Source organism: Cellulomonas uda (assembly GCF_006538705.1).
Classification (GTDB): domain Bacteria; phylum Actinomycetota; class Actinomycetes; order Actinomycetales; family Cellulomonadaceae; genus Cellulomonas; species Cellulomonas uda.
In genome coordinates this window covers 1-25104 of record NZ_BJLP01000036.1, presented here as the reverse complement: position 1 = coordinate 25104, position 25104 = coordinate 1, and the positions used below count along the sequence as shown (strand labels likewise).

Annotated in this window: 17 protein-coding genes; 11 read left to right on the top strand and 6 right to left on the bottom strand. The window is 74.4% G+C overall.

The window, feature by feature from the left end; translation table 11 throughout:
• Nucleotides 1-42: 42 nt before the first annotated feature.
• Nucleotides 43-1656: a type I-E CRISPR-associated protein Cse1/CasA gene (casA, locus tag CUD01_RS11055; RefSeq protein ID WP_166771963.1), complete on the bottom strand. Its 1614-nt coding sequence runs from the start codon at nt 1654-1656 to the stop codon at nt 43-45.
• A 70-nt stretch (nt 1657-1726) separates the two neighbouring features.
• Nucleotides 1727-4531 (bottom strand): CRISPR-associated helicase Cas3', encoded by a 2805-nt coding sequence (gene cas3, locus CUD01_RS11050; protein ID WP_166771962.1) that lies wholly within the window; start codon nt 4529-4531, stop codon nt 1727-1729.
• Between the two features lie 198 nt (nt 4532-4729).
• On the opposite strand from cas3, the gene CUD01_RS11045 reads away from it, so the two are divergent.
• The 6 genes from CUD01_RS11045 (at nt 4730) to CUD01_RS11015 (ending at nt 11903) form a co-directional block, all read left to right on the top strand.
• Nucleotides 4730-6328, top strand: coding sequence for an HNH endonuclease signature motif containing protein (locus CUD01_RS11045; RefSeq protein WP_141321077.1), 1599 nt, complete (start codon nt 4730-4732; stop codon nt 6326-6328).
• A gap of 40 nt (nt 6329-6368) precedes the next feature.
• The gene (locus tag CUD01_RS11040; RefSeq protein WP_141321075.1) at nt 6369-6929 is read left to right on the top strand and encodes a DUF1697 domain-containing protein; all 561 of its coding nucleotides are present in this window, start codon (nt 6369-6371) and stop codon (nt 6927-6929) included.
• A gap of 178 nt (nt 6930-7107) precedes the next feature.
• Nucleotides 7108-8277: an ABC transporter ATP-binding protein gene (locus CUD01_RS17130; protein ID WP_243860731.1), complete on the top strand. Its 1170-nt coding sequence runs from the start codon at nt 7108-7110 to the stop codon at nt 8275-8277.
• The gene (locus tag CUD01_RS11025) at nt 8274-9518 is read left to right on the top strand and encodes an ABC transporter permease (RefSeq protein ID WP_141321073.1); all 1245 of its coding nucleotides are present in this window, start codon (nt 8274-8276) and stop codon (nt 9516-9518) included. The genes CUD01_RS17130 and CUD01_RS11025 overlap by 4 nt, the downstream gene beginning before the upstream one ends.
• A gap of 44 nt (nt 9519-9562) precedes the next feature.
• On the top strand, nt 9563-10009 hold the full coding sequence (locus CUD01_RS11020) for an HIT family protein (RefSeq protein WP_141321071.1): 447 nt from the start codon (nt 9563-9565) through the stop codon (nt 10007-10009).
• A gap of 226 nt (nt 10010-10235) precedes the next feature.
• Entirely contained in the window at nt 10236-11903 is a 1668-nt protein-coding gene (locus tag CUD01_RS11015; protein ID WP_141321069.1) for a molybdopterin-dependent oxidoreductase, read from the top strand.
• Between the two features lie 174 nt (nt 11904-12077).
• Here the strand turns inward: CUD01_RS11015 and CUD01_RS11010 are convergent, their stop codons facing one another.
• Together CUD01_RS11010 and CUD01_RS11005 are read right to left on the bottom strand one after the other, a co-directional pair.
• The gene (locus tag CUD01_RS11010) at nt 12078-16406 is read right to left on the bottom strand and encodes a bifunctional nitrate reductase/sulfite reductase flavoprotein subunit alpha (RefSeq protein WP_141321067.1); all 4329 of its coding nucleotides are present in this window, start codon (nt 16404-16406) and stop codon (nt 12078-12080) included.
• Nucleotides 16407-16419: 13 nt separating this feature from the next.
• Nucleotides 16420-17823: an MFS transporter gene (locus CUD01_RS11005; RefSeq protein WP_141321065.1), complete on the bottom strand. Its 1404-nt coding sequence runs from the start codon at nt 17821-17823 to the stop codon at nt 16420-16422.
• A 270-nt stretch (nt 17824-18093) separates the two neighbouring features.
• Here CUD01_RS11005 and nhaA point away from each other — a divergent pair, with 270 nt between their 5' ends.
• The gene (gene nhaA / locus CUD01_RS11000; RefSeq protein ID WP_141321063.1) at nt 18094-19572 is read left to right on the top strand and encodes a Na+/H+ antiporter NhaA; all 1479 of its coding nucleotides are present in this window, start codon (nt 18094-18096) and stop codon (nt 19570-19572) included.
• Here nhaA and CUD01_RS10995 read toward each other — a convergent pair.
• Nucleotides 19545-20333: an SDR family NAD(P)-dependent oxidoreductase gene (locus CUD01_RS10995; protein WP_244937755.1), complete on the bottom strand. Its 789-nt coding sequence runs from the start codon at nt 20331-20333 to the stop codon at nt 19545-19547. The genes nhaA and CUD01_RS10995 overlap by 28 nt on opposite strands.
• 144 nt (nt 20334-20477) lie before the next feature.
• Between CUD01_RS10995 and CUD01_RS10990 the strand changes: the two genes are divergently transcribed.
• Both CUD01_RS10990 and CUD01_RS10985 read left to right on the top strand, forming a co-directional pair.
• Nucleotides 20478-20996 (top strand): DsbA family protein, encoded by a 519-nt coding sequence (locus CUD01_RS10990; RefSeq protein ID WP_244937754.1) that lies wholly within the window; start codon nt 20478-20480, stop codon nt 20994-20996.
• A 302-nt stretch (nt 20997-21298) separates the two neighbouring features.
• Nucleotides 21299-22279 carry a DNA-3-methyladenine glycosylase family protein gene (locus tag CUD01_RS10985; protein ID WP_141321059.1) on the top strand — a complete coding sequence of 327 codons (981 nt, stop codon included), beginning with the start codon at nt 21299-21301 and terminating at the stop codon, nt 22277-22279.
• Here the strand turns inward: CUD01_RS10985 and CUD01_RS10980 are convergent.
• Nucleotides 22212-22649, bottom strand: a complete 438-nt coding sequence (locus CUD01_RS10980; protein ID WP_141321057.1) for a GNAT family N-acetyltransferase — start codon at nt 22647-22649, stop codon at nt 22212-22214. The two genes, CUD01_RS10985 and CUD01_RS10980, sit on opposite strands and share 68 nt — an antisense overlap.
• Nucleotides 22650-23223: 574 nt before the next feature.
• On the opposite strand from CUD01_RS10980, the gene CUD01_RS10975 reads away from it, so the two are divergent.
• Both CUD01_RS10975 and CUD01_RS10970 read left to right on the top strand, forming a co-directional pair.
• Nucleotides 23224-24225, top strand: a complete 1002-nt coding sequence (locus CUD01_RS10975; RefSeq protein WP_166771961.1) for a DUF4349 domain-containing protein — start codon at nt 23224-23226, stop codon at nt 24223-24225.
• A gap of 59 nt (nt 24226-24284) precedes the next feature.
• On the top strand, nt 24285-25104 hold an 820-nt coding region (locus CUD01_RS10970; protein ID WP_244937753.1), incomplete at its 3' end, for a DUF2079 domain-containing protein.

Sequence of the window (25104 nt, the reverse complement as noted above, 5' to 3'; positions counted from 1 at the left end):
ATCGTGCGGTGGTCAGTGGCTCGACGACCTCAACGTCATGCGTCATGCGACTGCCTCCTCGTGCGAGCTGCTCAGCGGGAGCGCGGAGCGGAGTGCGGCACGGAACCGTGCATCGACCTCCGCAGTGGACAGGTGACGACCGTTGACCTCGCGACCGACCCACGCGTCGGGCCCGGCGGACGCCACGATGTCGTCCGCGACCCGCGCGACCTGGAGCGCAGCAGCCCGATGCCACGCGCAGATCTGACGGTCAGCATCGCCGTCCGGGTCCAGGTCCGTCAGCCAGGCCCGGAACGAGGCGTCGAGCCCGGCATAGGCGAGCCGCTGGGCCTCGTCCCTGACGCCATCGAGGATGCTCGGCTCGCGCGCCCCCGCAGCTCGGGCAAGGTCGGCCGCCAAGAAGCCGAGCGCGGCGACAGCCCGCTCGGTCTGCGCGACGGACTCGACGACCCGTGCAGCCAGCTCGGGACGTGACTGTCCGAGCAAGGCGACCGGGACGACGAGCCGGTCATCGACGACGTCCGCGACGGACGAGCTTTGCGGCCCGTAGACCATCCCCGCGGTCCGCAGTGACACTCGATCGGTCCCGCCGAGCGTCTCACCTGCCCACTCGACGACCGCTGCCGCGAGGAACCTCTCGCTCCCGTCGCTGATGCCGCGCGGTGCGGTTACAGGTAGGAGCGCGGCGAGTCCTCGCCACAACGCACGGCCCGGGTGGTGCTCACGCGGCATGTAGACGACTCGACCGAACTTCTTGCTCTGCGGCTCACTGTGCCGCCACGCAGTGAGCGGCTCGTGACGATGCAGGTTCTGCGGCGTGAGTCGGTCACCGTTCGCGACGAGGACTCCGACGACCTCGTCGCCGTCCCGTTGCAGCAGAACCCGCCGGCTCTGCCACGTGAACAGGTCCAGCGGACCGTACGGCCGATCATCGATGTCCTCCGCCTCCTCGGGTCCGAGCGGAGGAGCCTCCCAGGACGGGCGGTCCCGAGCGTCGCGCTGCAGGCTGCGGTGCTCCAGCGGGACCGTGTTCAGCAGGATCGTCCGCCAGAGATTGCCCCCGTCGACGTACAGACCACCCAGGTTCCCGGCGAAGCCCGTCCCGATCGGGTACCCCTTCCCGCCCCTGACACGCGGGTCACCGACCGCACCCGACTTGATCCCCGAGATGTCGAACGCCTGAAGATGCACGAGCCAGCGCGCCGCCTCAGCAGCCGACACGCGCTCCAAGCCACGGCCAGCCCTCGTCGTGAAGTACTGGAAGCCCGCGGGGACATCCGCCACGAGTTTCTCGAGCGCTGAGAACTCCCCCTTCGCCGTGCGCAGACCGGACGTCTGGAAGAAGGGGGCATGAGGATGGAAGAGATCGAACCGTTCTCGATGCTCCGCGAGGTACGCCGCGACCGGACCGAAGTCCCGACCGTCACTGCTCCACAGTTCCTGCCAGTCCTCGATCGAGCGCGGCCCGCCGTACGCGCGGGCCGCGATCGCCAGTACCAGTCGCAGAATCGCGAACGACTGTGTCGGCAGGTCACCAACGATCTCCCGGAGCTCGTGGGCCCGCTCGAAGGCCTCGCTGAGCGAGACGGTCTCCGATCGACCGTCCAGGGTCAGCACGCTGATCCATCGCTCCGTCACGAGCGAGTACTCGTCCAACGCCACCTCCTTCGTCCACGTCCGAGCCCGAGCGCGTGCGGGCTCCGCCTCTCTCCGTCCGCCGGCGGCCTCACGGCGGCGCCTGTGCCAGCGCCGTGAGCCCCTGGCGACGGTCGTACGTCACCGTGAACCCGGCGACATCAGCCGCGAGGTCGTCGTCGAGAACCAGAGCAAGCTGACGGCGGAGCAGAGGTGTCGCGTCCCACCCCTCGAACCTGTCGCGCTCTAGGTGCTCGATCACCCGGCGGGCAACCGCAGGGTCCAGGACCATCGCCGGCGGGAGGCGCACCGTGCACTGCGCGACGAGCCGCGCGACACCGTCGGCAAGCGGCACATGGCGCAAGGGCAGCGCGACGTCCGCCAACCACGGCACGAGCCGATCGATCCCGTCCCGACCACACACCACGACGACGACCTCGACGGAGTCGCCGCTGTCGCGCACGCACGCCTGGCCCTCGGGAGAGTCCTCGTCGATGTTCCCAACTCCTCCGCGGAACGCGCCGAAGAGACTACGGCCCTCGGGCGGGTCGAGCAGGTATGTCGCCGCCTTCTTCCGCTGAGCTGCGGCCACTTTCCGGTTGGCACGACGAGCCTCCTCCCAGGCCGCCTCCCAGCCGGCCGGTGGGGGCAGGTCGGGCCGGTACGCGTCCTGCACCAGGCGGGCGATGTCGACCGGGAGCCGCAGCGGCTCACCGTCAAGCTGCGCGTCCAGCACATGCGCCGCAGCGAGCAGCGGGAGCGCCCCGTACACGCGAACGCTGCCCGTGACCGGCACAGGAACCGGTCCCTTCCATTCCGCACCCGTGACGAGGCACCGCGCCAGCGCGACGCCGACCGGTCGCGGCCGGCCGGCATGCCGGTGGAGCCGCCCGATGCGCTGGAACATCAGGTCAACCGGGGCGAGATCGGTGACCATCAGATCAAAGTCGATATCGAGCGACTGCTCGAGGACCTGCGTCCCGACGACGATCCGCAGAGCTGGGCGCTCTCCTCGTGGTCCCAGCTCGGCCAACAGGCGGCGGTCGTGCGCACGCCGGTCGACGTCGAGGAACCGCGAGTGGACCAGCAACACCGCCTCGCTCCCGAACTCCGCCTCGAGCGCGGCCGCCGTCTCCTGCGCCCTGGCGACCGTGTTGCGCACGACGGCGGCGCACCCGCCGTGGCGAAGCGCACCGCGCAGCTCGGCAACCAGCGAGCCGAGATCGTCGTCCACCCGACGCACTGCCACGTCGCTCGAGAGACCGGCCTCCTCGACGGCGACCACCGGCCCCGCGACCCCCGTAGCGACCAGCGCGGGGTACCCGATGTCACCCCCGAGACACTCGCTGTCCGCGACAGCCCCCACTCCCAGGGACCCGGCCCGCCCGCTCTCGTACGCGTCGTACAACGCTCGACGACGCTCCGCAGGGAGCGTGGCGGAGAGCATCACGACGGGAGTCCCGCAGGACGCGAGCCACGCGAGTGCCCGATCGAGGTAGACCGCCATGTAGGTGTCCGCGGCGTGCACCTCGTCGATGACGACGACGTTGCCGATGAGCGAGAGCTGGCGGATGACGACGTGGCGGGCGAGCAGGGCCGAGAAGAGAACCTGGTCGATCGTCCCGACGACGAACTGGGCGAGCGCGGCCCTCTTGCGCCCCCGCGCCCAAGCTTCGGCCACGGGCACGAGTGGTCGGAGCCGGCCCCGATGCTCACGCGGCTCCTCGTCCAGAACCGTGCGCGCACGGATCGACGGCAAGCCGGACGCCTCTTCGTTGAGCGCAGCCTTGCCGTGGACGAGAGCGAGGGTGTGCCGAGGCTCCGTACCTGACGGAACGTGCTGCAGATAGTCGTGCACACGGCTGAACATCGCCGAGCTCGTCGCCTGGGTAGGAAGCGCGACGAAGATCCCCGAGGCCCCGCTCCTGGCTGCGAGCAGCTCGGCGGCTAGCAGCGCCGCCTCGGTCTTCCCGGATCCCATCGGCGCCTCCACCATGAGGAGACCCGGGACAGCCATGTCCGACGCGGCGCGGACCACCGCCCGCTGGACCGACCGGGGCGGTGTTCCCAGGTTCGGGAAGCGACGCGCGAACAGGTTCTCGATCGAGACGTCCGACGAGGGGGCTGTCCAACGCCGGGGCAGTCCCGCACGCCGCCAGCCTTCCACCGCACGCCCCGACTCGGACACGCGCGGTTCGTCGAGCTCGGGTAGCACATCCACGGGAAGGAGCGGGAAGCAGAACTCATCGGAGGCTATCCAGTCCGCCATGATGACGATCGCGGTCAGCGCGGCCTGAACCGCCACGGGCAGCACGCGGCCGTCGAGCTCGGACCATCGCAGCTCGGAGCGCCGGAGGGCGCGGTCGACGAGCAGGTGCTGCACGTCGACCCACAGCCCCTCGCCCAGCAGGTCTAGTCGCGAGACCGCCACCGCCGATCGAGGTGGGTAAGCGCCGTGGTGCCCGGCCGCGACGACGGACAGCTGCTCTCTCATCGACGACGACAACGAGGTGCACTGCGCCAGCCGACGCTCGATCACAGCAGCGCTCGCGACTTCGTGACGCAGTGCGGTCCTGTCGTTGGTCACGCTCGCACCGAACCGCAGTCCGCTTCGCACCATGCGATCAGCGAGTCGCGGGACCTGCACGGCAAAGGCGGGACTCGCCTTGCCGACGTCATGCACTCCCGCCAGGAATCTGACGAGACGACGAGCAGTACATGCGTCGCCCACGGCACTTGCCACGAGGCTACGCACCGAGTCCGCGAGCCAGTCGTCCCACAGCAACCCCGCGACATCCGTCGAATCAGCCAGGTGCTGGTCCAGCGGGAGCCACTGCTCGACCCCTCCAACGAACGGCCACGACTTCGCCCAAGCCGCGCGCACGGCACCGGACACCCCGTGCTCGAGCCGTTCGGTCATCCGTGTCGACGCCCCCTTCGCCTCGAAGGCTAGGGAGGACCCGGAAGCGACACGCCGTGGTGGAGCAGGTTCACCCACTGCACGACGAGGGCTCCGCCGGGCCGCCCGATGACGTCCGATCACCCCTTCTCAGACACTGGCGCAGCCGTGTCCGGATCGCGTAGAATCGAACACATGTTCGAGGCGGATGTGGTGACCGGAGGCGCCGCGCGGGCGCCGGGGGCGCCCGGGCGCCAGAGCGCTCTGGCGCTACTGGAGCGCGCGCACGGTTCGCTGCGGTCGCTGGCGGGGTCCAGCGAGCCCGGGGCGTGGGACGCCGCGACGCGCGCGCGGGCGATCCGTGTGCTCGACGGGCTCGCCGCCCTCGTCACGGCGGTGCGCGCGCCGCTGCTCGTCGCGCAGCACGCCGCGGCCGCCGAGGTGGCGAACGAGCGCGGGTTCGTCGACACCCGGGCGCGGCTGTCCGGGGCCAGCCGGGCGGCGGTCGCGCGCGAGCTGGGTGCGGCGCACGCCATGGCTGCGCTCCCCCACGTCGGACGGGCCGTGGCGGAGCACGTCGTGCCCGTCGGCCACCTCGACGTCCTCGGCCGCACGCTCACGACGGCGGGCCCGCGCGCGGTCGACGTCCTCGCGCGGCCCGAGACGCAGCGCGAGCTCGTCGAGCTCGCGCGCCAGACCGACGCACGCGAGTTCGCGCGGTCGGTCGGGGCGCTCGTCGCCCAGCACGAGCCGGACGTGGTCAGCGACGCCCGCGAGGCCGCGCGCCGGGCCCGGTTCCTCACGCTCACGCACGGCGCGGACGGGACCTACCTGCGTGGTCGGCTCGACCCGCTGTCCGGTCACGCTCTCGCCCGCGCCCTGGACGCCACGGGGCACCGCGCCGACGACGACCGCACGGGCGAGCAGGCGCGCGCCGACGCGCTGACGGCCCTCGCGCACCACGCACTGACGGGTGGGCAGCGCACGCACCCTCCGAGCGCCCCGGGGGCATCGGCCCCGGCCGGTCCGCCGGACGTCGCACTGCAGGCCGACGACGGTCAGCTGCCCGACGGCGCGGCGCGGGCGCCTGCCGCGCACGTGAGCCTGCTCGTGCCCGCCGAGACCTGGCTCGAGGTCCGCGAGCGGGCCAGGTCGAGCCGCTCGGTCGGTGACGGGCTCCCGGCGGCGCGAGGTGCGCCACCGGGAGATGCAGCACCGCGAGGTGCACCACCACCGGGCTCGTCCGAGGTCTCGTCGCAGGTCTCGTCGCAGGTCACGTCGCGGGCGGTGCCGCGGGTGCGGCCAGCGGTCAGCGACGACGGGGTCGTGCTGACGCGTACCGAGCTCGCGGCGGCGCTGTGCGACTGCGCGATGGCGCGCGTGGTCATGAGCGCATCTGGTCTTCCCCTCGACGTCGGAAGGAGTCGACGCATGTTCACGCCAGCCCAACGCCTCGCGGTGGTCGCCCGGGACAGGCTCTGCGCCTGGAACGGGTGCTCGACGCCCGCGCGGTACAGCCAGGTCCACCACATCCGGTGGTGGCACCGCGACGGCGGCCCCTCGGACCTGGAGAACTCCGTGCTGCTGTGCGGGTTCCACCACCACGAGGTGCACCGGCTCGACCTCGACGTGCGCCGCCTGTCGCCGCTGGACCCGCCCCGCCCGGGACGGGATGCTGACGACCAGGACACCGGGCCGACGTCCGGGATCGACGTGCCCGCGCGGTACGAGTTCCTCGGCCGGTCCGGGCGCGTGGTGAACGGGCCCGACCCCGACCCGCGGTGTGGTCCATGAGCGAGAGAGAGGTGGACCCCGTGACAGAGAGGTGGACTCCGTGACCAGGACGGTGGTCATCGGCCTGCTGCGCGCGGTCAACGTGGGTGGACGCAAGCTCACGTCCGCACAGCTGCGCGCGGCCGCGGAAGGGCTCGGGTACACCGACGTGAAGACGTACGTGAACTCCGGGAACGTGGTCGTCGTCGCGCCGCACGGCGCGCCCGCTACCGCGGACGCCCTCGGTGCCGCGCTCACCGCCGAGGCGGGGTTCGACGTCCCGGTCGTCGCCCGGACGGCGAGCGCGTGGCACGCGGTCGTCGAGGCGTGCCCGTTCTCCGACGAGGCCCGCGACGACCCGTCGCACCTCGTCGTGGTCGCGTGGGACGGCCCGGTCGCCGAGACCGCCGGCGCGTTCGACCCGGCGCGGTACGGGAACGAGCGGCTGGTCTGGGCGCGCACCGAGCTCTACGCCTACTACCCCGACGGGATCGGTCGGTCGCGGCTCACGCTGCCCGTCCTCGAGAAGGCCGCGGGCCGGGGCGGGACCGCCCGCAACTGGAACACCGTGCTCGCCCTCGACGCGTTGGCACGCGAACGCGAGGCGGGAGGTCAGGGTTGAGCGCGCGGGGAGACGGGAGCGGCACGGCGGGCCGGTGGGAGGAACCAGGTGACGACCAGCGCGACCGGCCAGCGACGCGCGCCCTGGCTCACGCACAGCGGGTCGTACCCCTCGCGACCTGGGCGCGCCGCCGTGATCGTGCTGGTCAGATGGCGATCCGTCTGATGGGATCGTGGTCATGGCCGAGCTGACCATCGACTCCCTGTCCAAGGCGTACGGGCCCGTACAAGCACTGCGCGACATGTCCTTCTCGGTGCGCGCCGGCGAGATCTTCGGGTTCGTCGGGTCGAACGGTGCGGGCAAGTCCACGGCGATGCGCATCATCTTGGGCGTTCTCGCAGCCGACTCGGGCGAGGTGCGCTGGGACGGTCGACCGCTGGACCTCACCGTGCGCCGGCGCATCGGGTACATGCCCGAGGAGCGGGGGCTCTACCCCAAGATGCGGGTCGGCGAGCACCTGGTGTACCTCGCGCGGCTGCACGGCATGTCCAAGTCGGACGCCGTGAGCGCCATGGAGCACTGGACGCACGTGCTCGGGATCGACTCGCGGCGCGGGGACGAGGTGCTCAAGCTGTCGCTCGGCAACCAGCAGCGCGTGCAGCTCGCGGCGGCACTCGTCCACGGCCCCGACATCCTGGTGCTCGACGAGCCGTTCTCGGGGCTCGACCCGGTCGCGGTCGACGTCATGAGCCAGGTGCTCCACGACCAGGCGGCAGCGGGTGTGCCCGTCATGTTCTCGTCGCACCAGCTCGAGCTCGTCGAGCGGCTGTGCGACCGCGTCGGCATCGTCCGGTCGGGCTCGATGGTCGCGGTCGGCGGGATCGACGAGCTCCGCTCGACGCCTGAGCGGCGTTGGCTCGTCGACGGGCCGGCACCGCGGCTGTGGCTCGCTCAGGTCCCCGCAGCGCGGCTCGTCTCCACGCAGGAGACCGACCTCGCGCCCGGAGCCGGGAGCCCGACGAGCCCGGCCGCGGGGCGCGACGCGACCGCAGGGACGCGCAGCGTCGAGGCCGCAGGGACGCGCGGCGTCGGGGCCGCAGGGACGCGCAGCGTCGAGGCCGCAGGGACGCGCAGCGTCGAGGCCGCAGGGACGCGCAGCGTCGTCGAGGTCGCGGAGCCGCAGCTGCAGGACGTCGACCAGCAGCTCCTCGCCGCGGCCCTGGGCGCCGGCCCGGTGCGCGAGTTCGCCCGCGTGCGCCCGTCGCTCGTCGAGCTGTACCGGCACGTGGTGACCAGCGACGACCCGCCCGGTCCCGACGGGTCGACCCCGACCGTACTGCCGACCGGTTCGACCACCGGTTCGACCACCGGTTCGGCCGGTTCGACGAGCACGGAGGTGACGGCGTGAGCGCCGACGCACGGCAGGGAGCCAGCACGCGCCAGGTCGCCGCGACCGGGGAGCTCGGGACGAGCGCGGCGATCCGCCTCGTCGCGGCTCGGGAGATCACGACGCGGGTGCGCACGCGCGCGTTCATCTGGACGACCGCGCTGTTCGTCGCCGCGGTCGTCCTCGGAGGGATCCTGCTCGACGTCGTGGGCGGCCAGGAGCCCGACGCCACCGACGTGGGCTTCACGCCGTCCGCCGCGCAGGCGGCGAGCCTGTTCGAGGCCACCGCGAAGGGCATGGGGGTCACGGTCGAGACCCACGAGGTCGACGACGCGACCGTCGACGAGCGGCTGCAGGACGGCTCGCTCGAGCTCGTGGTGACCGCGGTGGACCCGACGCTCGACGTCACCGTCGACGACGCGGTCGGCCAGGTGCTCGAGCCCGTGCTCGCGGCGTTCGCGCAGCAGCTCGCCCTCGCGTCGGCCGTCACCGACCTGGGCGGCGAGCCCGCCGAGGTCGCGGGGCAGATCGCCGACGCCCAGCCGCAGGTCACCGCCCTGGACCCGGAGCCGGTGCGCGACGGCGGTCAGATCGTCGCGGGCTACATCGCGGGCATCCTGCTGTTCATCTCGCTCATGACGGCCGGCCAGCTCGTCGCGCAGGGCGTCGTCGAGGAGAAGTCCAGCCGGGTCGTCGAGCTCCTGCTCGCGACCGTGCGGCCCGCCCAGCTCATGGCGGGCAAGGTGCTCGGCATCGGTGTCGTCGGGCTGCTGCAGGTCGCGCTCGTCGTCGCCGCCGGAGCCGGCACCGCCACCGCACTCGGGCTGCTCGACGCCTCGTCGCTCGACATCGGCACGACCGCGGTGTGGGCGCTCGTGTGGTTCGTGGTCGGGTTCGCGATGTACGCGCTCGTGCTCGGCGCGCTCGGCGCGCTCGTCTCGCGTCAGGAGGACGTCGGCTCGGTCATCGGCCCCGTCACGACGCTGATGATCGTCCCCTACGTCCTCGGCATCTCGATCCTGCCGTGGGACCCGACCAACTCGCTCGCCACCTGGCTGTCCTTCGTGCCGTTCTGCTCACCGATGCTCATGCCGATCCGGATCGCGCTCGGCGCCGCGGAGACCTGGGAGGCGCTGCTCGCGCTCGGGCTGTCGATCGCGCTCGTGCCCGTGCTCGTGTGGCTCGCGGGCCGCATCTACTCGGGTGCGATCCTGCACTCCGGGAGCCGCATGAAGATCCGCGACGCCCTGCGCCGCGCCTGAGCACGCCGCGCGGACGAGACCCGGCGCGCGGCTAGGTTGGGCGCATGGCCACGTTGTTCACCAAGATCATCGACGGCGAGATCCCCGGACGGTTCGTCTGGGCCGACGAGGTGTGCGTCGCCTTCGCGACCATCGCGCCGATCACGCCGGGGCACGTCCTCGTCGTGCCGCGTGCCGAGATCCCCGAGCTCACGCAGGCGCCGGACGACGTCGTCGCGCACCTCGCGGTCGTCGCGCGCACCATCGGGGCGGTGCAGCAGGCCGAGTGGGGTGCGCCGCGCGCTGCGCTGCTCGTCGCCGGCTTCGAGGTCGCGCACCTGCACCTGCACGTGCTGCCCGCGTGGGACGAGTCGAGCCTCACGTTCGCGAACGCGCGCAGCGACGTGCCCGCCGAGGCGCTCGACGCCGCCGCCGAGCGCCTGCGCACCGCGCTGCGCACCGCGGGACACACCGACCACGTCCCCGCGACGCTCGGCTCCCCCGCGCTCTGACGCTCGGACCGGCCGCACGAGGCGCCGACAGAGTCAGACCCGGAACAGAGTCTCGTCGTCGCGAACAGAGTCTCGTCGCGAACAGAGTCGCGTCGGGAACGGGGTCTCGTCGCGAACAGAGTCTCGTCGGGAACGGGGTCTCGTCGGGGGCAGGGTCTGGTCGGGAGCCGGGTCTCGTCGGGCGCAGGGTCTGGTCGGGAGCCGGGTCAGGCCGCAGCATGGAGGCATGGCGGCGGTCGGGACGGGTGACGAGCAGGGCTCGGGACTCCGCCGGGGGCGGAGCGCGCGGGCGCGGTTCGCGGCGCTGGCCGGGCTCGCCTCGGGGCTCGTGACGCTCGGGGCCGCTGCGCTGGTCGCGGTCGTCACCGGGGCGTCGAGCGATCCGCTCGTCGCGGTCGGCGCGGCGTTCGTCGACGCGACGCCGACGTGGCTCAAGGAGCTGGCCGCCGAGACGTTCGGCACCGCCGACAAGGCTGCGCTCGCCGTCGGCGAGGCGCTCGTGCTCGCGGGGCTCGCCGCGCTCGCCGGGGTCCTGGCCGCGCGGCGGTGGGTCTGGGGCGCCGCGGTCGTGGTCGCGCTCGGTCTCGTGGCAGCCGCCGCGGCACTCGGCCGGCCGGGGGCGTCGGCGTGGACGGCGGCGCCCGCGGTCGTCGGGACCGCCGCCGGGCTCTGGACGCTCCGGCTGCTCGTCGACCGCCTGCCGGCGCCCGCCCGGTCGAGCTCCGTCGCGGCGACCGGCAGCGGGGGCACGCCCGCGCACCCGGTCGGGACCGCGAGCGCGGGCGGGCCGGGGACGGTCGGGACGTCCGCGCGCGATGCGTGGTCGAGGACGGACCGGCGGGGCTTCCTGCAGGCCGTGGGGGTGGCGGCGGCCCTCGGAGCGGTCGGGGTGGTCGTCGGCCGGGCCGCGGGTGCGGCGGGACGCGCGGTGACGGCGGCGCGCGACGCGGTCCGGCTCCCGCGGCCGGTCCGCGCGGCGGCACCGGTGCCCGCAGGGGTCGACGTCCCGGTCGACGGGGTCGAGCCGTGGCGGACGCCACCCGACGCGTTCTACCGGATCGACACCGCGCTCGTCGTGCCGCAGGTCGACCCGGCGACCTGGACGCTGCGGGTGCACGGCCTCGTCGAGCGCGAGGTGGAGCTCACGTGGGACGAGCTGCTCGCCTCCGACCTGGTGGAGGCGTGGGTGACGCTGTGCTGCGTGTCGAACCCGGTGGGGGGTGACCTCGTCGGGAACCAGCGGTGGCTCGGGCTCCCGGTGCGGGACCTGCTCGCGCGTGCGGTGCCGCACGCGGACGCGGACATGGTGCTCTCGCGCAGCGCCGACGGCTGGACGGCGTCCACACCGATCGAGGCGCTGACCGACGACCGGGACGCGCTGCTCGCGGTCGGGATGGACGGCGCGCCGCTGCCCGTCGAGCACGGGTTCCCCGCGCGGCTCGTCGTGCCCGGCCTGTACGGGTACGTGTCGGCGACGAAGTGGGTCACCGAGCTGGAGGTCACGCGGTTCGCCGACGCGCGGGCGTACTGGACGCAGCGCGGGTGGTCGGAGCGCGGCCCGGTGAAGACGCAGTCACGGATCGAGGTGCCACGCGGCGGCGGGGACGTCGCGGCGGGTGACGTCGTGGTCGCCGGGACGGCGTGGGCGCAGCACCGTGGCGTGCGGCGGGTCCAGGTCCGGGCCGACGAGGGTGCGTGGCAGGACGCGACGCTCGCGGCGGACGGCGGCATCGACTCGTGGCGGCAGTGGCGCTGGACGTGGCGCGCAGAGCCGGGCGAGCACGTGCTGCACGTGCGGGCGTTCGACCCGGAGGGCCCGCAGACGGGCGAGGTCGCGGACGTGGTGCCGGACGGCGCGACGGGCTACGACTCGGTGCACGTCACGGTCGTGTGACCCGGACGGGCTCGTCGGGCGGCACGACCGGACAGCGTGACCGGACGGCGTGACCGGGCAGCGTGACCGGGCAGCGTGACCGGACAGGGTGACCGGACAGCGTGACCGGTCAGCGTGACCGGGCAGCGTGACCAAGCAGCGTCGCCGGGCAGGGTCACGGGGCAGACCGCGGGGTCAGTAGACGTCGCGCACGTACCGCCGCGTGGTGGTGAGGTCCTTGACGTAGGCGTCGGCCGCGTCGCGGGTGAGCCCGCCGTGCGTGACGACGACGTCCCGCAGCGCGGTGTCGACGTCCCTCGCCATGCGCGACGCGTCGCCGCACACGAACACGGACGCCCCGGACTCGAGCCACTCCCACACGCGTCCGCCGTGCTCGCGCATGCGGTCCTGCACGTAGACCTTGGCGCGCTGGTCGCGCGAGAACGCGGTGTCGAGGCGGTCGAGCCGACCGTCGGCGAGCATCGCGGACAGCTCGTCGCGGTAGTAGAAGTCGGTCGCGGCGTGCTGCTCGCCGAAGAACAACCAGTTGCGCCCGGTGTGACCGGCGGCTGCACGGTCGGCGAGGAAGCCGACGAACGGCGCGACGCCCGTGCCGGGGCCGATCATGATCGCGGGCACGTCCGCGGCGGGCGGGTGGAAGTGGGCGCTGGCCTGCACGTGCACGGGGACGACGGTGCCGGTGGGCGCGTCGGCGAGGAACGTCGAGCACACCCCGCCGCGCGCGGCGCCGGACGGCGACGCGTACCGCACGACCGACATCGTGAGCGACACGGTGCGGGGCGTGACGCGAGGGCTCGAGGAGATCGAGTACTGCCGCGGCGCGAGGCGTCGCAGCGCGCCGACGAGCGCGGTCGCGGGGACGTCGGGTGCGAGCTCGGCGACCACGTCGACCGCCTGGCGGCACCAGGTCCAGCGCGCGAGGTCGGTCCCGCCGTCGGGCCGGAGCATGCGGCGCAGCTCGGGGCTGCCGCCGTGCTCCGCGACGACGGCGAGCAGGTCGCGTGAGACGCGCGTGATGTCGAGCTCGTCGGTGAGCGCGGCGCGCAGCGGGACGGCCCGGCCGTCCACGGCGACGAGCTGCTCGGGGTCCCACCCGGTGACGGCGAACCACTCGTCGACGAGTGCGGTCGCGTTCGTCGGACGGACGGCCAGCGCGTCGCCCGCCCGGTACGTGACCGCGCGCGGGCTGTCGGCCACGTCGAGGACGATCTCGCGGACCTCCTTGGCGGAGCCCGGCAGCGACAGCAGCCGGTTCCCGACGAGCCGCGCCGCGCCGGGGTCCTGCCGCGTCGCGGCCGCGGGGTCGCGCGGCGACGAGACCGACGAGCCCGATGACGCCGACGAGGCCGACGAGGCCGACGAGGCCGACGAGGCCGAGGAGCTCGAGGACGAGCCGGGCGCCGGGACGACGAGGGACGTGGACGACGCGATCCCGGTCGAGGGTGCGCCGCCCGCGGCAGGATCGGCCGTCGCGGGGACGAGGACGGCGAGCAGCGCGTCGAGCCACGCGTGCGCGCGGTCGTCCTCGCCGGGCTCGCACTCCCCGCGCTCGACGAGGCGTGTGGCGCCGAGCTCCGCGATCCGGTGGTCGAGGCGGCGCCCGTGCCCGCAGAACCGGTCGTAGCTCGAGTCCCCGAGCGCGAGCACCGCGAAGCGCGTGCCGTCGAGCCGCCGGGCGTCGGGCGCGGCGACCGCCTCCCAGAACGCGGTGCCGTTGTCGGGGGCGTCGCCGTCGCCGAACGTGCTGGTCACGAGCACCAGGTCCGCGTCGGTCGGCAGGTCGGCGGGCGGGCAGTCGTCCATCGCGACGCACCGCGCCGCGAGCCCCGCACCCGTGACCCGCTCGGTGACGAGCGCGGCCAGCTCCTCGGCGTTCCCGGTCTGCGAGGCCCACAGCACGACGACCTGCCGCGCGCGCACACCGGGCGCCTCGCCCGCAGCGCGCGACGCGCGGGCCGGGTGCGGCTCGGGCGTGCGGGAGAACAGGCCGGCGAGCAGGCCGTCGACCCACAGCGCCTGGTCGGGCGCCAGGGGTGCGGACGTCGGGAGCACGGGTGTGCCGGGTGCGCCCCCGCCGAGACCCGCGAGGAAGCCCGCGAGGTAGCGCCGCTCGTCGGCCCCGAGCGGCGGCGGCTCGAGGCCGTCGAGCCCGAGCGCGGCGCCGAGCGCCCGGATCGCGACCGCGCCCGGGGTCAGCCCGCCGCGGCTCGTCGTGCCCGGTCCCGGCGCGAGGTGCCCCGCGGTCTCGTCGTGCTCACGTACGTCGGTCGCACCGTCCGCACGGTCGGGGCCACCGGTCGGGCCCGCGACGGGAGTGACCGCGACCGCGCAGACCTTGAGCTCGGGCTGGAACGACAGCGGGTCGACGGCGTCGGACGTCACGGCGTTCACGGCCAGGTACTCCCCGAACAGGTCGTTCCAGTGGAAGGGCGCGAACAGCGAGCCCGGGCGCACGCGGTCGGTCACCACGGCGGGCAGCACCGCGCGCCCCCGCCGCGACGCGACCTCGAGGGACGCGCCGTCGACGACGCCGAGCGCGGCAGCGTCGTCGGGATGGATCTCGACGAACGGGCCGGGCGCCAGGCGGTTGAGCTTGGCGACCTTGCCGGTCTTGGTCAGCGTGTGCCACTGGTGCTGCACACGCCCGGTGTTGAGCACGTACGGGTAGTCGTCGTCGGGCAGCTCCGCGGCGGGCAGGTGCGGCCGTGCGTGGAACTGCGCGCGGCCGTCGGCCGTGGCGAACCGCAGCCGCGGTCGCGTGCCGTCCTCGCGCACGAGCTCCGGCTGGCTGACGCCGTCGTTGAGGTACCGGATCGGGTTGCGGCGCGGGCCGTCCGGCGCGACCGGCCACTGCACGGGGCCGCCGCGCAGCCGCTCGTAGGTCGCGCCGCGCAGGTCGTACCCCGTGCGGGGGTTGGCGAACGCGCGCAGCTCGTCGAACACCTCCTGCGAGGTCGTGAAGTCGAAGCCGTCGTAGCCCATCGCCTGCGCGACGCGTGCGATCAGCAGCCAGTCAGGCAGGGCGTCGCCCGGCGGCCGCAGCGCGGCGCGGGCCAGCGTCAGGGTGCGCTCGGAGCTGATCATCACGCCGTCGGACTCCGACCACAGCGCCGCGGGCAGGACCACGTCCGCGTACGCGTTGGTCTCGGTGTCGGCGAACGCGTCCTGTGTGACGACGAGCTCGGCACGCTCGAGCCCCTCGATCACGGTGCGCCGGTTGCCGACCGACGCGACGGGGTTGGTGCAGATGACCCAGCACGCCGCGATCTCGCCGGCGGCCATCCGCTCGTACATGTCCACCGTGCCGCGGCCGGTCGACTCGGCGCGGATGGTGCCCGGCTCGAGCCCCCACACCTCCTCGACGAACGCGCGGTCCGCCGCGTCGAGCACCGAGCGCTGGCCCGGCAGGCCCGGGCCCATGTAGCCCATCTCGCGGCCGCCCATCGCGTTGGGCTGCCCGGTGAGCGAGAACGGCCCCGACCCGGTCCGGCAGATCGCGCCGGTCGCGAGGTGCAGGTTGACCAGCGCGTTCGTGTTCCACGTCCCGTGCGTGGACTGGTTGAGCCCCATCGTCCAGCACGACACCCAGCTCCCGGCGGCGGCGATCAGCTCCGCCGCGGCCCGCAGGTCCGCCGCCGGCACGCCCGTGAGCCGCTCCACCTCGTCGGCCGGGTAGTCCTCGAGCATCGCCTCGACCGCGTCCCAGCCGGCGGTGTGCTCCGCGACGAACTGCTCGTCGAGACCGCCCGCCTCGACGACGAGCCGCAGCAACCCGTTCAGCAGCGCCAGGTCCGTCCCGGGCCTGACCTGCAGGAACAGGTCCGCCTTGTCGGCGGTCGCGGTGCGCCGCGGGTCGACGACGATGAGCTTGGCGCCCGCCTTGACACGGTCCAGCAGCCGCAGGAACAGGATCGGGTGGCAGTCGGCCATGTTCGCGCCGATGACGAGGAACACGTCCGCGTGGTCGAGGTCGTCGTACGAGCCGGGCGGGCCGTCCGAGCCGAGCGACAGCTTGTACCCCGTGCCCGCCGACGCCATGCACAGCCGCGAGTTCGACTCGATCCACTGCGTGCGCACGTACCCCTTCGCGAGCTTGTTCGCGAGGTACTGCGCCTCGAGGCTCATCTGCCCCGACACGTAGAACGCCACCGCGTCCGGTCCCCGCGTGTCGATCACCTCGCGCAGCCGACGCGCGACGAGCGCGACCGCCTCGTCGAGGTCCGCACGCTCGGGCTCGGCCCCCCGCTCCGCGCGGACGAGCGCGTGCGTCGCGCGACCGCCCGCGGCCAGCATGTCGGCGCTCGTCGCGCCCTTGGTGCACAGGCGACCGGCGTTCGCGGGGTGCGCCTTGTCGCCTCGCGCGCCGCGCGCGACCCGGCGGCCCTCGTCGTCGCACGCGACGTCGAGGACGATCCCGCAGCCGACGCCGCAGTAGGAGCACACCGTCGCCACCTGCTCGAGCGACGGCGTGCTCCCCTGGACCTGCGTGGTGGTGGTCGTCATCGGCTCTCGCGGCTCAGATGACCGTGTCGCCGAAGGCCGACCCGCGGCGCGAGTACACCGCCCACGTCACGAACGCCATGACCGCGTACAGGCTGACGATCACCCACAGCGCCGCCTGGATGTTGCCCGTGAGCGACGTCGAGACCGCGAACCCGCGTGGGATGAGGAACCCGCCGAACGCCCCGACCGCACCCGCGATGCCGAGGCACCCCGCCGCCGCGCGCGCCCGCCGGACCCGGTCCTCGGCGTCGGTCGCGCCGTGCCGGAACACGGCCGGGATCATGCGGTACACCGAGCCGTTGCCCGCACCCGTCGCGACGAACAGCACCAGGAACGACGCGAGGAACGCGCCGAAGCTGTGCGACCGCAGGGCGAAGATCGCGCTGACCACGCCCGCGGCCATCACCGCGAACGCGGCGATCGTGACCCGCGCCCCGCCGAGCCGGTCCGCCAGGATGCCGCCGAGCGGCCGGGCGACGGACCCGACGAGGGCCCCGAGGAACGCGACCGTCGCCGTGACCTCCGGGAACGTCCCCTTGAGCAGCGTCGGGAACGCGCCCGAGAAGCCGATGAACGAGCCGAACGTGCCGATGTAGATGAACGAGATGACCCAGGTGTGCCGGGCGCGTGCCGCCACGCCGTACGAGCGCGGGTCGGACTTCGCGTGCGACAGGTTGTCCATCCACCGCCACGCGAGGACGGCGGCCAGGATCGCGAGCGGCACGAACATCAGGCCGGCCCGCTCGAGCGAGAGCGCCGCGCCCGCGCCGATCACCAGCGGCACGGCGAGCTGCACCGCCGCGGTGCCCACGTTGCCGCCCGCCGCGTTGAGACCCAGCGCGCGACCCTTCTCCTTCTCCGGGTAGAAGAACGAGATGTTGGCCATCGACGACGCGAAGTTGCCGCCGCCCACACCCGCGAGCGCCGCGACGCCCAGCAGCACGCCGAACGACGTGCCCGGCTCCTGGACGACGACCGCGAGGCTGATCGTCGGGATCAGCAGGAGCAGCGCGGACACGATGGTCCAGTTGCGGCCCCCGAACAGCGGCACCGCGAACGTGTACGGGATGCGCAGCGTCGCGCCGACGAGGCTGGGCAGCGCGATGAGCCAGAACATCTGGTCCACGCTCAGGTCGAAGCCCGCGGCCGGGAGCTGCGGGACGACGATGCTCCACAGCGCCCACACGGCGAAGCCGAGGAACTCCGCGAAGATCGACAGCGCGAGGTTGCGGCGGGCGATCGCGCGGCCGACCGCGCTCCACTGCGCCTCGTCCTGCGGGTCCCAGCCGTCGATCCACCGGCCGCGGCGGTGGACGAGCGGTGCGCCCGCGAGGGCCGTGGGGGACGTGCCGGACGTGCTGGACGACGTGCTGGACGACGAGGGCGACTCGTCGACGGTCGCGAGCGGCTGCGCCATGGGGGCCTCCGGGGCTCGGGTGGGGCTCGGACGTCCCCGACGCTAGGAATCGGATGTTTCGTCGCCCGACGCGGCGCTGTTGCGTCCCGGGAACCTTTCGCGCACACGTGCGCGGCGCCAGGCGTGAGAAGTAGCGCGCGGTGCACCTGCCGGGCCGCCGCGCCCGGCACCCGGCAGGTGCGTCGCGTCGGCGCCCTGGCGTACGTTCACCGCTATGACTGCGGCCGCCACCGCCCCGCGCTGCGCCGCCCGACGCACCCCGGGCCGCGCGTGACCAGCGCACCGCCGCGCGGCGGCGTCGGTCCCGCGCTGCGCGTGCGCGTGCCGTCGCTGTCCCCGTCCGTGCTGGACTTCCTGCGCACCGAGGCCGCGTCGGCGCTCGCGCTGCTCGCCGCGACCGTCGTCGCGCTCGTCTGGGTCAACTCGCCGTGGTCGGCCGCGTACGACGCGCTGTGGGACACCACCGCGGGCCTGCACCTGGGCTCGTGGTCGCTCGACCTGTCGCTGCACGCCTGGGTGAACGACGCCGCGATGGCCGTGTTCTTCACCGTCGTCGGTCTCGAGATCGCCCGCGAGGCCACGCGGGGCGAGCTGCGTGACCGGCGCACCGTCGCCGTCCCCGCGCTCGGGGCGCTCGGCGGGCTCGTCGTCCCCGTGCTGCTGTACCTCGCGCTCACCGCCGGCACCGACGTGGCGCACGGGTGGGGCGTCGTGATGTCGACCGACACGGCGTTCCTCGTCGGCGTGCTCGCGCTGTTCGGACCCGCGTGCCCGGACCGGCTGCGGCTGTTCCTGCTGACGCTCGCGATCGTCGACGACATCGGAGCCATCACGGCGATGGCCGTGTTCTACACCGACGACGTCGACCTGGTGGCGCTGGCCGTGGCGGGCGCGCTCGTCGTCGTCATGCTGGTCCTGCGCTGGGTGCGCGTGTGGCGGCTGCTCCCCTACGCGCTGTGCGGGGTCGCGCTGTGGGTCGCCGTGCACGCGTCCGGCGTCCACGCGACGCTCGCCGGCGTCGCGGTCGGGCTCGTCGTCCCCGCCACCGCCGCCCGCCGCGAGGACGTCCAGGCCGTCAAGGGCTACGCGCGCGACCTCGTCGAGGAGACCACCGCCGAGCGCGAGCACCTGACCGAGCTCGCGTCGCGTGCCGCGGTCCCGGCGAGCGACCGGCTGCAGCGCATGCTGCACCCGTGGAGCGCGTTCGTCGTCGTCCCGCTGTTCGGGCTCGCCAACGCCGGCGTGCGGCTCGACGCCGAGTCGCTCGCCGACGCGGCGCGCTCGCGTCTCACGCTCGCGATCATGGTCGGCCTCGTCGTCGGCAACGCGGTCGGCATCACCGGCGCCGCGACGCTCGCGATCCGCCTGGGGCTCGGTGACCTGCCCGGCCGCGTGCGCTGGGGTCACCTCATGGGCGGCGCGGTGCTGGCCGGCATCGGGTTCACGATCTCGCTGTTCATCGCCGAGCTCGCGTTCGACGACGAGCAGCACCTCGCCGAGGCGAAGACCGGCATCCTCGCGGGCTCGCTGGTCGCGGCCGTCGTCGGCTCGGTGCTGCTGCGCTGGCTCGGCGAACGCCTTCCGCTGTGCTCCCCGCCGTCCGACCCCCCACCGGCGCTCCCCCCGCTCCCCTGGCGCGCCCCGGGCGCGCACGACCCGGCGGACCCCGGCGCGACGACGGACGCGGCGGACGACGCCGGGGCGCAGCAGTGCCTGCCCGGTCAGGCCAGCGGGTCGTCCGGGCCGTAGGCGGGCACGCGCAGGCGGCGCGCGTCGGTGTCCGCGATGCGGTCCGCGGCCGCCAGCAGGGAGGCGACCGTGTCCGCACCCGCGCGGACGAACCGGCCCGAGAGCGCGTCGAGCTCGCCGTCGCCGAACGCCCGCACCAGCGCGACCACGTCGTCGAGCGACGTCCACCGCGTGCGGTCCGCGTGCACGGGCATGGCGGCCGTCATGTCGGTCGCGACGACCCCCGGCGCCAGGTCGAGCGTGCGGATGCCGCAGTCGCGGTACTGCGCGTCGAGCAGCGTGGTGAGCCGCGCGAGCGAGCCCTTCGAGATGCCGTAGCCGGTGTACGCGCCCGCCGTGCTGTAGCCCGAGCCCGAGTTGACCTGCAGCAGGCGTCCCTCACCGCGCGCGAGCATCGCGGGCAGCACGGCGTGCGCGACGAGCATCGGCCCCCGCACGTTCGTCTCGACCACGCGCCACGCGTCCTCGACGTCGTCCGAGACGAAGTCCGTCTCCGCGCGCTCGATCACGCCCGCGTTGTTCACGACGAGACCGATCCCGCCCAGACCGTCCTCGACCCGCGCGACCGCGTCGGCGACCTGCGTCGGGTCGACGAGGTCGGCCGCGGCGACCACGACCCGCACCTGCGGGCTGCGTCCCGCGACGAGCGCCGCCACCTCGTCGAGATGCGCGCGCGTGCGCCCGACGAGCGCCACGTCGTACCCCGCAGCCGCCAGGCCGAGCGCGATGCCCCGCCCGATCCCGCGTCCTGCACCTGTCACCAGAGCCGTCCGAGTCACGCTCCCACCCTGCCACCTCACGCTCGGTGCGCCCTGCCGGGACAGCCGGAGGGCGGCCGCCCGGTCCTGGCGCGCGCGGTGCCCGTCCCGGTGCGCGTGCGGCGCCGGCGGGCCTAGGTTGACCTCGTGCCGTCTGACGCCGCCGCGCCGTCCCCCGGATCCGTGCGCCACGTGTACGGGTCGCCCGACGCGCGGGTGACGGTCGTGGAGTTCGGGGACCTCGAGTGCCCGCACTGCCGCGCCGCCGCGCCTGTGCTGCGCACGCTCGTCGACGCGTCCGACGGCGCGGTGCGTCTGGTCTGGCGGCACTTCCCGCTGTTCGAGGTGCACCCGCACGCGCTCACCGCAGCCCTCGCGGCCGAGGCGTTCGGTGCGCACGGTCGTTTCTGGGAGCTCCACGACGCGGCGTTCGCGCACCAGGACCACCTCGCCGACCCGGACCTGCGGCGCTACGCCGTCGAGGCGGGCATCGACCCCGACGAGGTCGTCGGCCAGGCCGCGCAGCGCTGGGCGCCCGCGGTCGAGGCGGACTACCTCGACGGTCTGTCGCACGGCGTCGCGGGGACGCCCACGCTGCTCGTCGACGGCGAGCCCTACCGCGGCCCGCTCACCCTCCCCGCCCTCCGCGCCGCCACCGCCTCCTGACGACCCCGCACCACCCCCTACCGTCCCACCCCGCCGCCCCCACGACCCGCCGACCCCGCCCTTCCTCCGGCAATCCGGCCCCTGAGCCGGAGCAACGACGGGCTCGCGGGACGGGCCGTCGACGAGACCGTCGTTGCTCCGGGAGCGCGGGCTCGGAACCGGAGCAAGCGCGGGGTCGCGGGACGGGACGTCGACGAGACCGTCGTTGCTCCGGGAGTGCGGGGGCGGAGCCGGAGCAAGCGCGGGGTCGGGAGGGGCGGAGCGGCGGGGGTGTGGGGAGAGCCCGTTAGGTTGGCCGGGTGATGCGGGGCGCGGTAGTGGTGCGGGTGCCGTTCGACGCGCGGGCGATGCTCGCCTACCTCGCGGTGCACGTCGTCCCGGGCGTCGAACGCCTCGAGCTCGACGAGGTGGTCGACGAGGTGGTCGGCGCGGACGCGGGGACGCCGAGCAGCGGCCGCGTGGAGCGGCTCGTGCGCGCCGCGGACGGGTCGGTCGTCCGGCTGGTCGTGCGGCTCGCGCCGGACGAGGTCGTCGCGGAGGCCCACCCGGCGTCGGGCGTCGGACCGGGGCTGACGTCCGACGAGGTCGAGAACCTGCTCGCACGGTGGTTCGGGCTCGACGACGACGTCGCGGCGGCCGGCGAGCACCTGCGGCACGACGACGTGCTGGCCCCGCTCGTCACGGCGCGCCCGCACCTGCGCGTGCCGGGGCACGTCGACGGGTTCGAGGTCGCGGCGCAGACGGTCCTGGGCCAGCAGGTCTCGCTCGCCGCGGCGCGGACGTTCACGGGCCGGCTCGCGGAGGCGCTGGGCACACCGGGTCCTGACGGCCTGACGCTCTTCCCGCCCGCGGACGTGGTCGCCGCCGCGGACGCCGACGAGCTGCGCGGCGTGCTCCGCGTCCCGGCCACCCGGGCGCGCACGCTCGTCGCGGTCGCCCGCGCGTGCGCCGACGGCGTCGACCTGTCGCCCGGCGCGGACGCGCCCGCGGTGCGCGAGCGGCTGCTGGCGCTGCCGGGCGTCGGGCCGTGGACGGTCGACTACCTGGCCCTGCGGGCCCTGGGCGCGCGGGACGCGTTCCCCGCGGGCGACCTGGTCCTGCGCCAGGCGTTCGCACTCGCACCGGCCGCGGAGCTCGGACGACGCGCCGCGCGATGGTCACCGTGGCGGGCGTTCGCGGCGCAGCACGTGTGGTCCGCGGCTCAGCTCGCGCGCCTCACACGGGCAGCAGCCACTTCTCCAGCTCGAGGTCACCCGTCGCGGACGGCGCGTCCACCGGCGTGAACCACCGCTCACGCAGGAGCGCGAGCGCGTCGGTCCGGGACGGCTCGACGACGACGTGCAGACGCGAGAAGCCGGCACGGGCGGCGCTGGCCTCGATCTCGACGAGCGCGCGACGCACGTGCTCGCGGCGGCGCCGACCCGGCAGGACCCACACACCGGTGACGTGCGCGACGCGCGCGCCGTCCCCGGCGGGTGCGGGCAGCGCGGCGCTCCGACCGCGGTAGGAGCCGCCGGCGACGGCGACGTTGCGGTCGAACACGACGACCACGTCGTCCGCGGTGCGCGCGTCGTCGTCCTCGTCGACGACGAAGGTCGGGTCGTCGCCGACGAGCGACGTGGGGGTGACGGGAAGGTCCAGGACCTGGGACACGGGGACTCCTCGGCGACGCGGGTCGCTGTGGTGGGACGTTCGGGTGGCGCCGCGGGCGGCACGCGCGGTGAGGCGGTGCTGCGCCCGGCGGGCGGGGTGCGTCGCGGTCGACGGGTCACGCGGCTCTCGTCGGGACCGTGCGGTCCGTGAGCGCGCGCTGCGCGGGCACGAGCACGCGGGGTGCGAGCGGACCGGACGGTCGACGCTCGCCTCGCCCCGGCTCGGCGGGTGAGGTCAGTGGCGACAGCAACAGCCGCGCGGATATCGCACGGCGGTCGTCGCCGGGCGCATTCGCATGGCCTCACGGATGAGCGCGCACGAGGCCGACGTCGCGGGCTCGACCCGGCGTCCGTCCATCGTGCACACCTCCGACACGGGCACGTCCGACCCGTTCGACGCGACGGTACGTCCCGTTCTCACGCCGGTCAACCAGGTGCGGGGACGGTCTCACTGTGCGGTGACGCGGGCTTCTTGCAGGCGGTCCGACGACGATCCGGCGTCGGGCTCGTCACGATTGCGGCACATCCTCGGCGAACCTGCTCGCACGCGTCGGCCGGTCCCTAGCGTCGGTGGCATGACGACGAACCTGCTGCGCCAGCGAACCCCACGACCTGCCCGGCGACCGGCCGGTGCGCTCCTCGGGCTGCTCGTCGCGGGGGTGCTGCTGGCGGGGTGCTCGCAGGACGCGGACTCCGCCGTGTCCCCGGCCGACGACACGGTCGGCGGTGCGGTCGGCGGTGCGGTCGACGTCTCGGCGGCCCACGCGGACGAGGGCGGATCGGGGCAGGACGCCGGCGGGGAGGCCGCCGCCCGGGACGACGCGCGGATGGTCGTGCAGACCGGGTCGGTGCACGTCGAGGCGGAGGACCCGATCGCCGCGGCGCGCGCGGTCGCCGCCGACGTCGACCGTCGCGGCGGCCGGGTGGAGTCACGCTCGGAGTCGGCCGCGAGCGCGGACGGGACCGCGACCGCGGTGCTCGTCGTGCGGGTGCCGGCGACCTCGGTGACGGCGACGATCGAGGAGCTGGGCAGGATCGGCGAGGTCACCGCGGTCGACCTGCAGGCCGACGACGTCACGGGCACGGCGCAGGACCTCGACGCCCGCATCCACGCGCTCGAGCTCTCGGTGCAGCGCATGGAGGCGCTCATGTCGTCGGCGGGCACCACCAAGGACCTGCTCGAGGCGGAGTCCGCGCTCTCGGAGCGGCAGGCCGAGCTCGAGAGCCTGCAGTCGCAGCGCGCGCGGCTGGCGGACCAGGTCGCGCTCTCGACCATCGAGGTGGTGGTGTCCGGTCCGGGCGTCCTGCCGGTGCAGACCCAGGAGGAGGACGGCACGTTCCTCACGGGCCTCGCGTCGGGCTGGGAGGCGCTCGTGACGACGGTCGGCGTGGTCATGGTGGTCCTCGGCGCACTGCTGCCGTGGCTCGCGCTGGCAGGCGTCGTGGCGCTCGTCGTGATGGCGGTCCGGCGCCGTCGCCGCCCCGCACCGGCTGAGCCGGCGGCGCCCGAGCCCGTGGTCGTCGGCGCGCGGTCCGGGTCCGACGAGGGTGGCGTCCGCCCCGGCGACGACGGCTGACGGACGCCCGATCGGCGGCATTCGCGCCGCGTGACGGCCGAGCCTGCCATGATGCCCCGGTGGCTGTGACGGACGACGCGACGAAGACGCCTGACCCGGCACCCGCATCGGCGGAGCCGGACCAGGGTGCCGAGGTCGAGCCCACCGAGGCGCCGGCTCCCGAGAGCGGGACCTCCGAGGACGAGGCGCCCGGCTCCTCGACCGTCGCCGTCCCGGGCCCCGTCGCGAGCGAGCCGCTGGCTCCCGAGCCCGCGCGAGGCGTCGCCGCGTGGGCCGGGCCGCTGGTCGTCGCGCTGCTCGCCGCCGCCACGTACGTCCTGTACTCGGTGCTGCAGTGGCGGCGGTTCGAGTCGCCGTCGTGGGACCTGGGGATCTTCACGCAGCTCGCGCGCCGGTACGCGCACCTCGAGGCGCCGGTCGTGACGATCAAGGGCGACGGGTTCAACCTGCTCGGCGACCACTTCCACCCGCTGCTGGTGCTGCTCGGCGTCCCGTACCGGATCGCACCCTCGGCGCTCACCCTGCTCGTCGTGCAGGGGCTGCTGTTCGCGTTCTCGGTGTATGTGGTCGGACGTGAGGCGGTCCGCGTGCTCGGCGCGCTGCAGGGCGCGTCCGTCGCCGCGGCGTACGCGGTGAGCTTCGGCCTGGTCGGGGCGGTCGCGGCGCAGTTCCACGAGATCGCGTTCGCCGTCCCGCTCCTCGCGCTGGCGCTGGTCGCGTTCCTGCGCGAACGATGGTGGGCGGCGGCGCTGTGGGCGGCGCCGCTCGTGCTGGTCAAGGAGGACCTGGGCCTGACGGTCGCGGCGCTCGGCGCGGTGATGTGGTGGCGGACGCGGCGTCGCACGGACGTGCGCGAGCCGCTGCTCGGGGCGTGGCTCG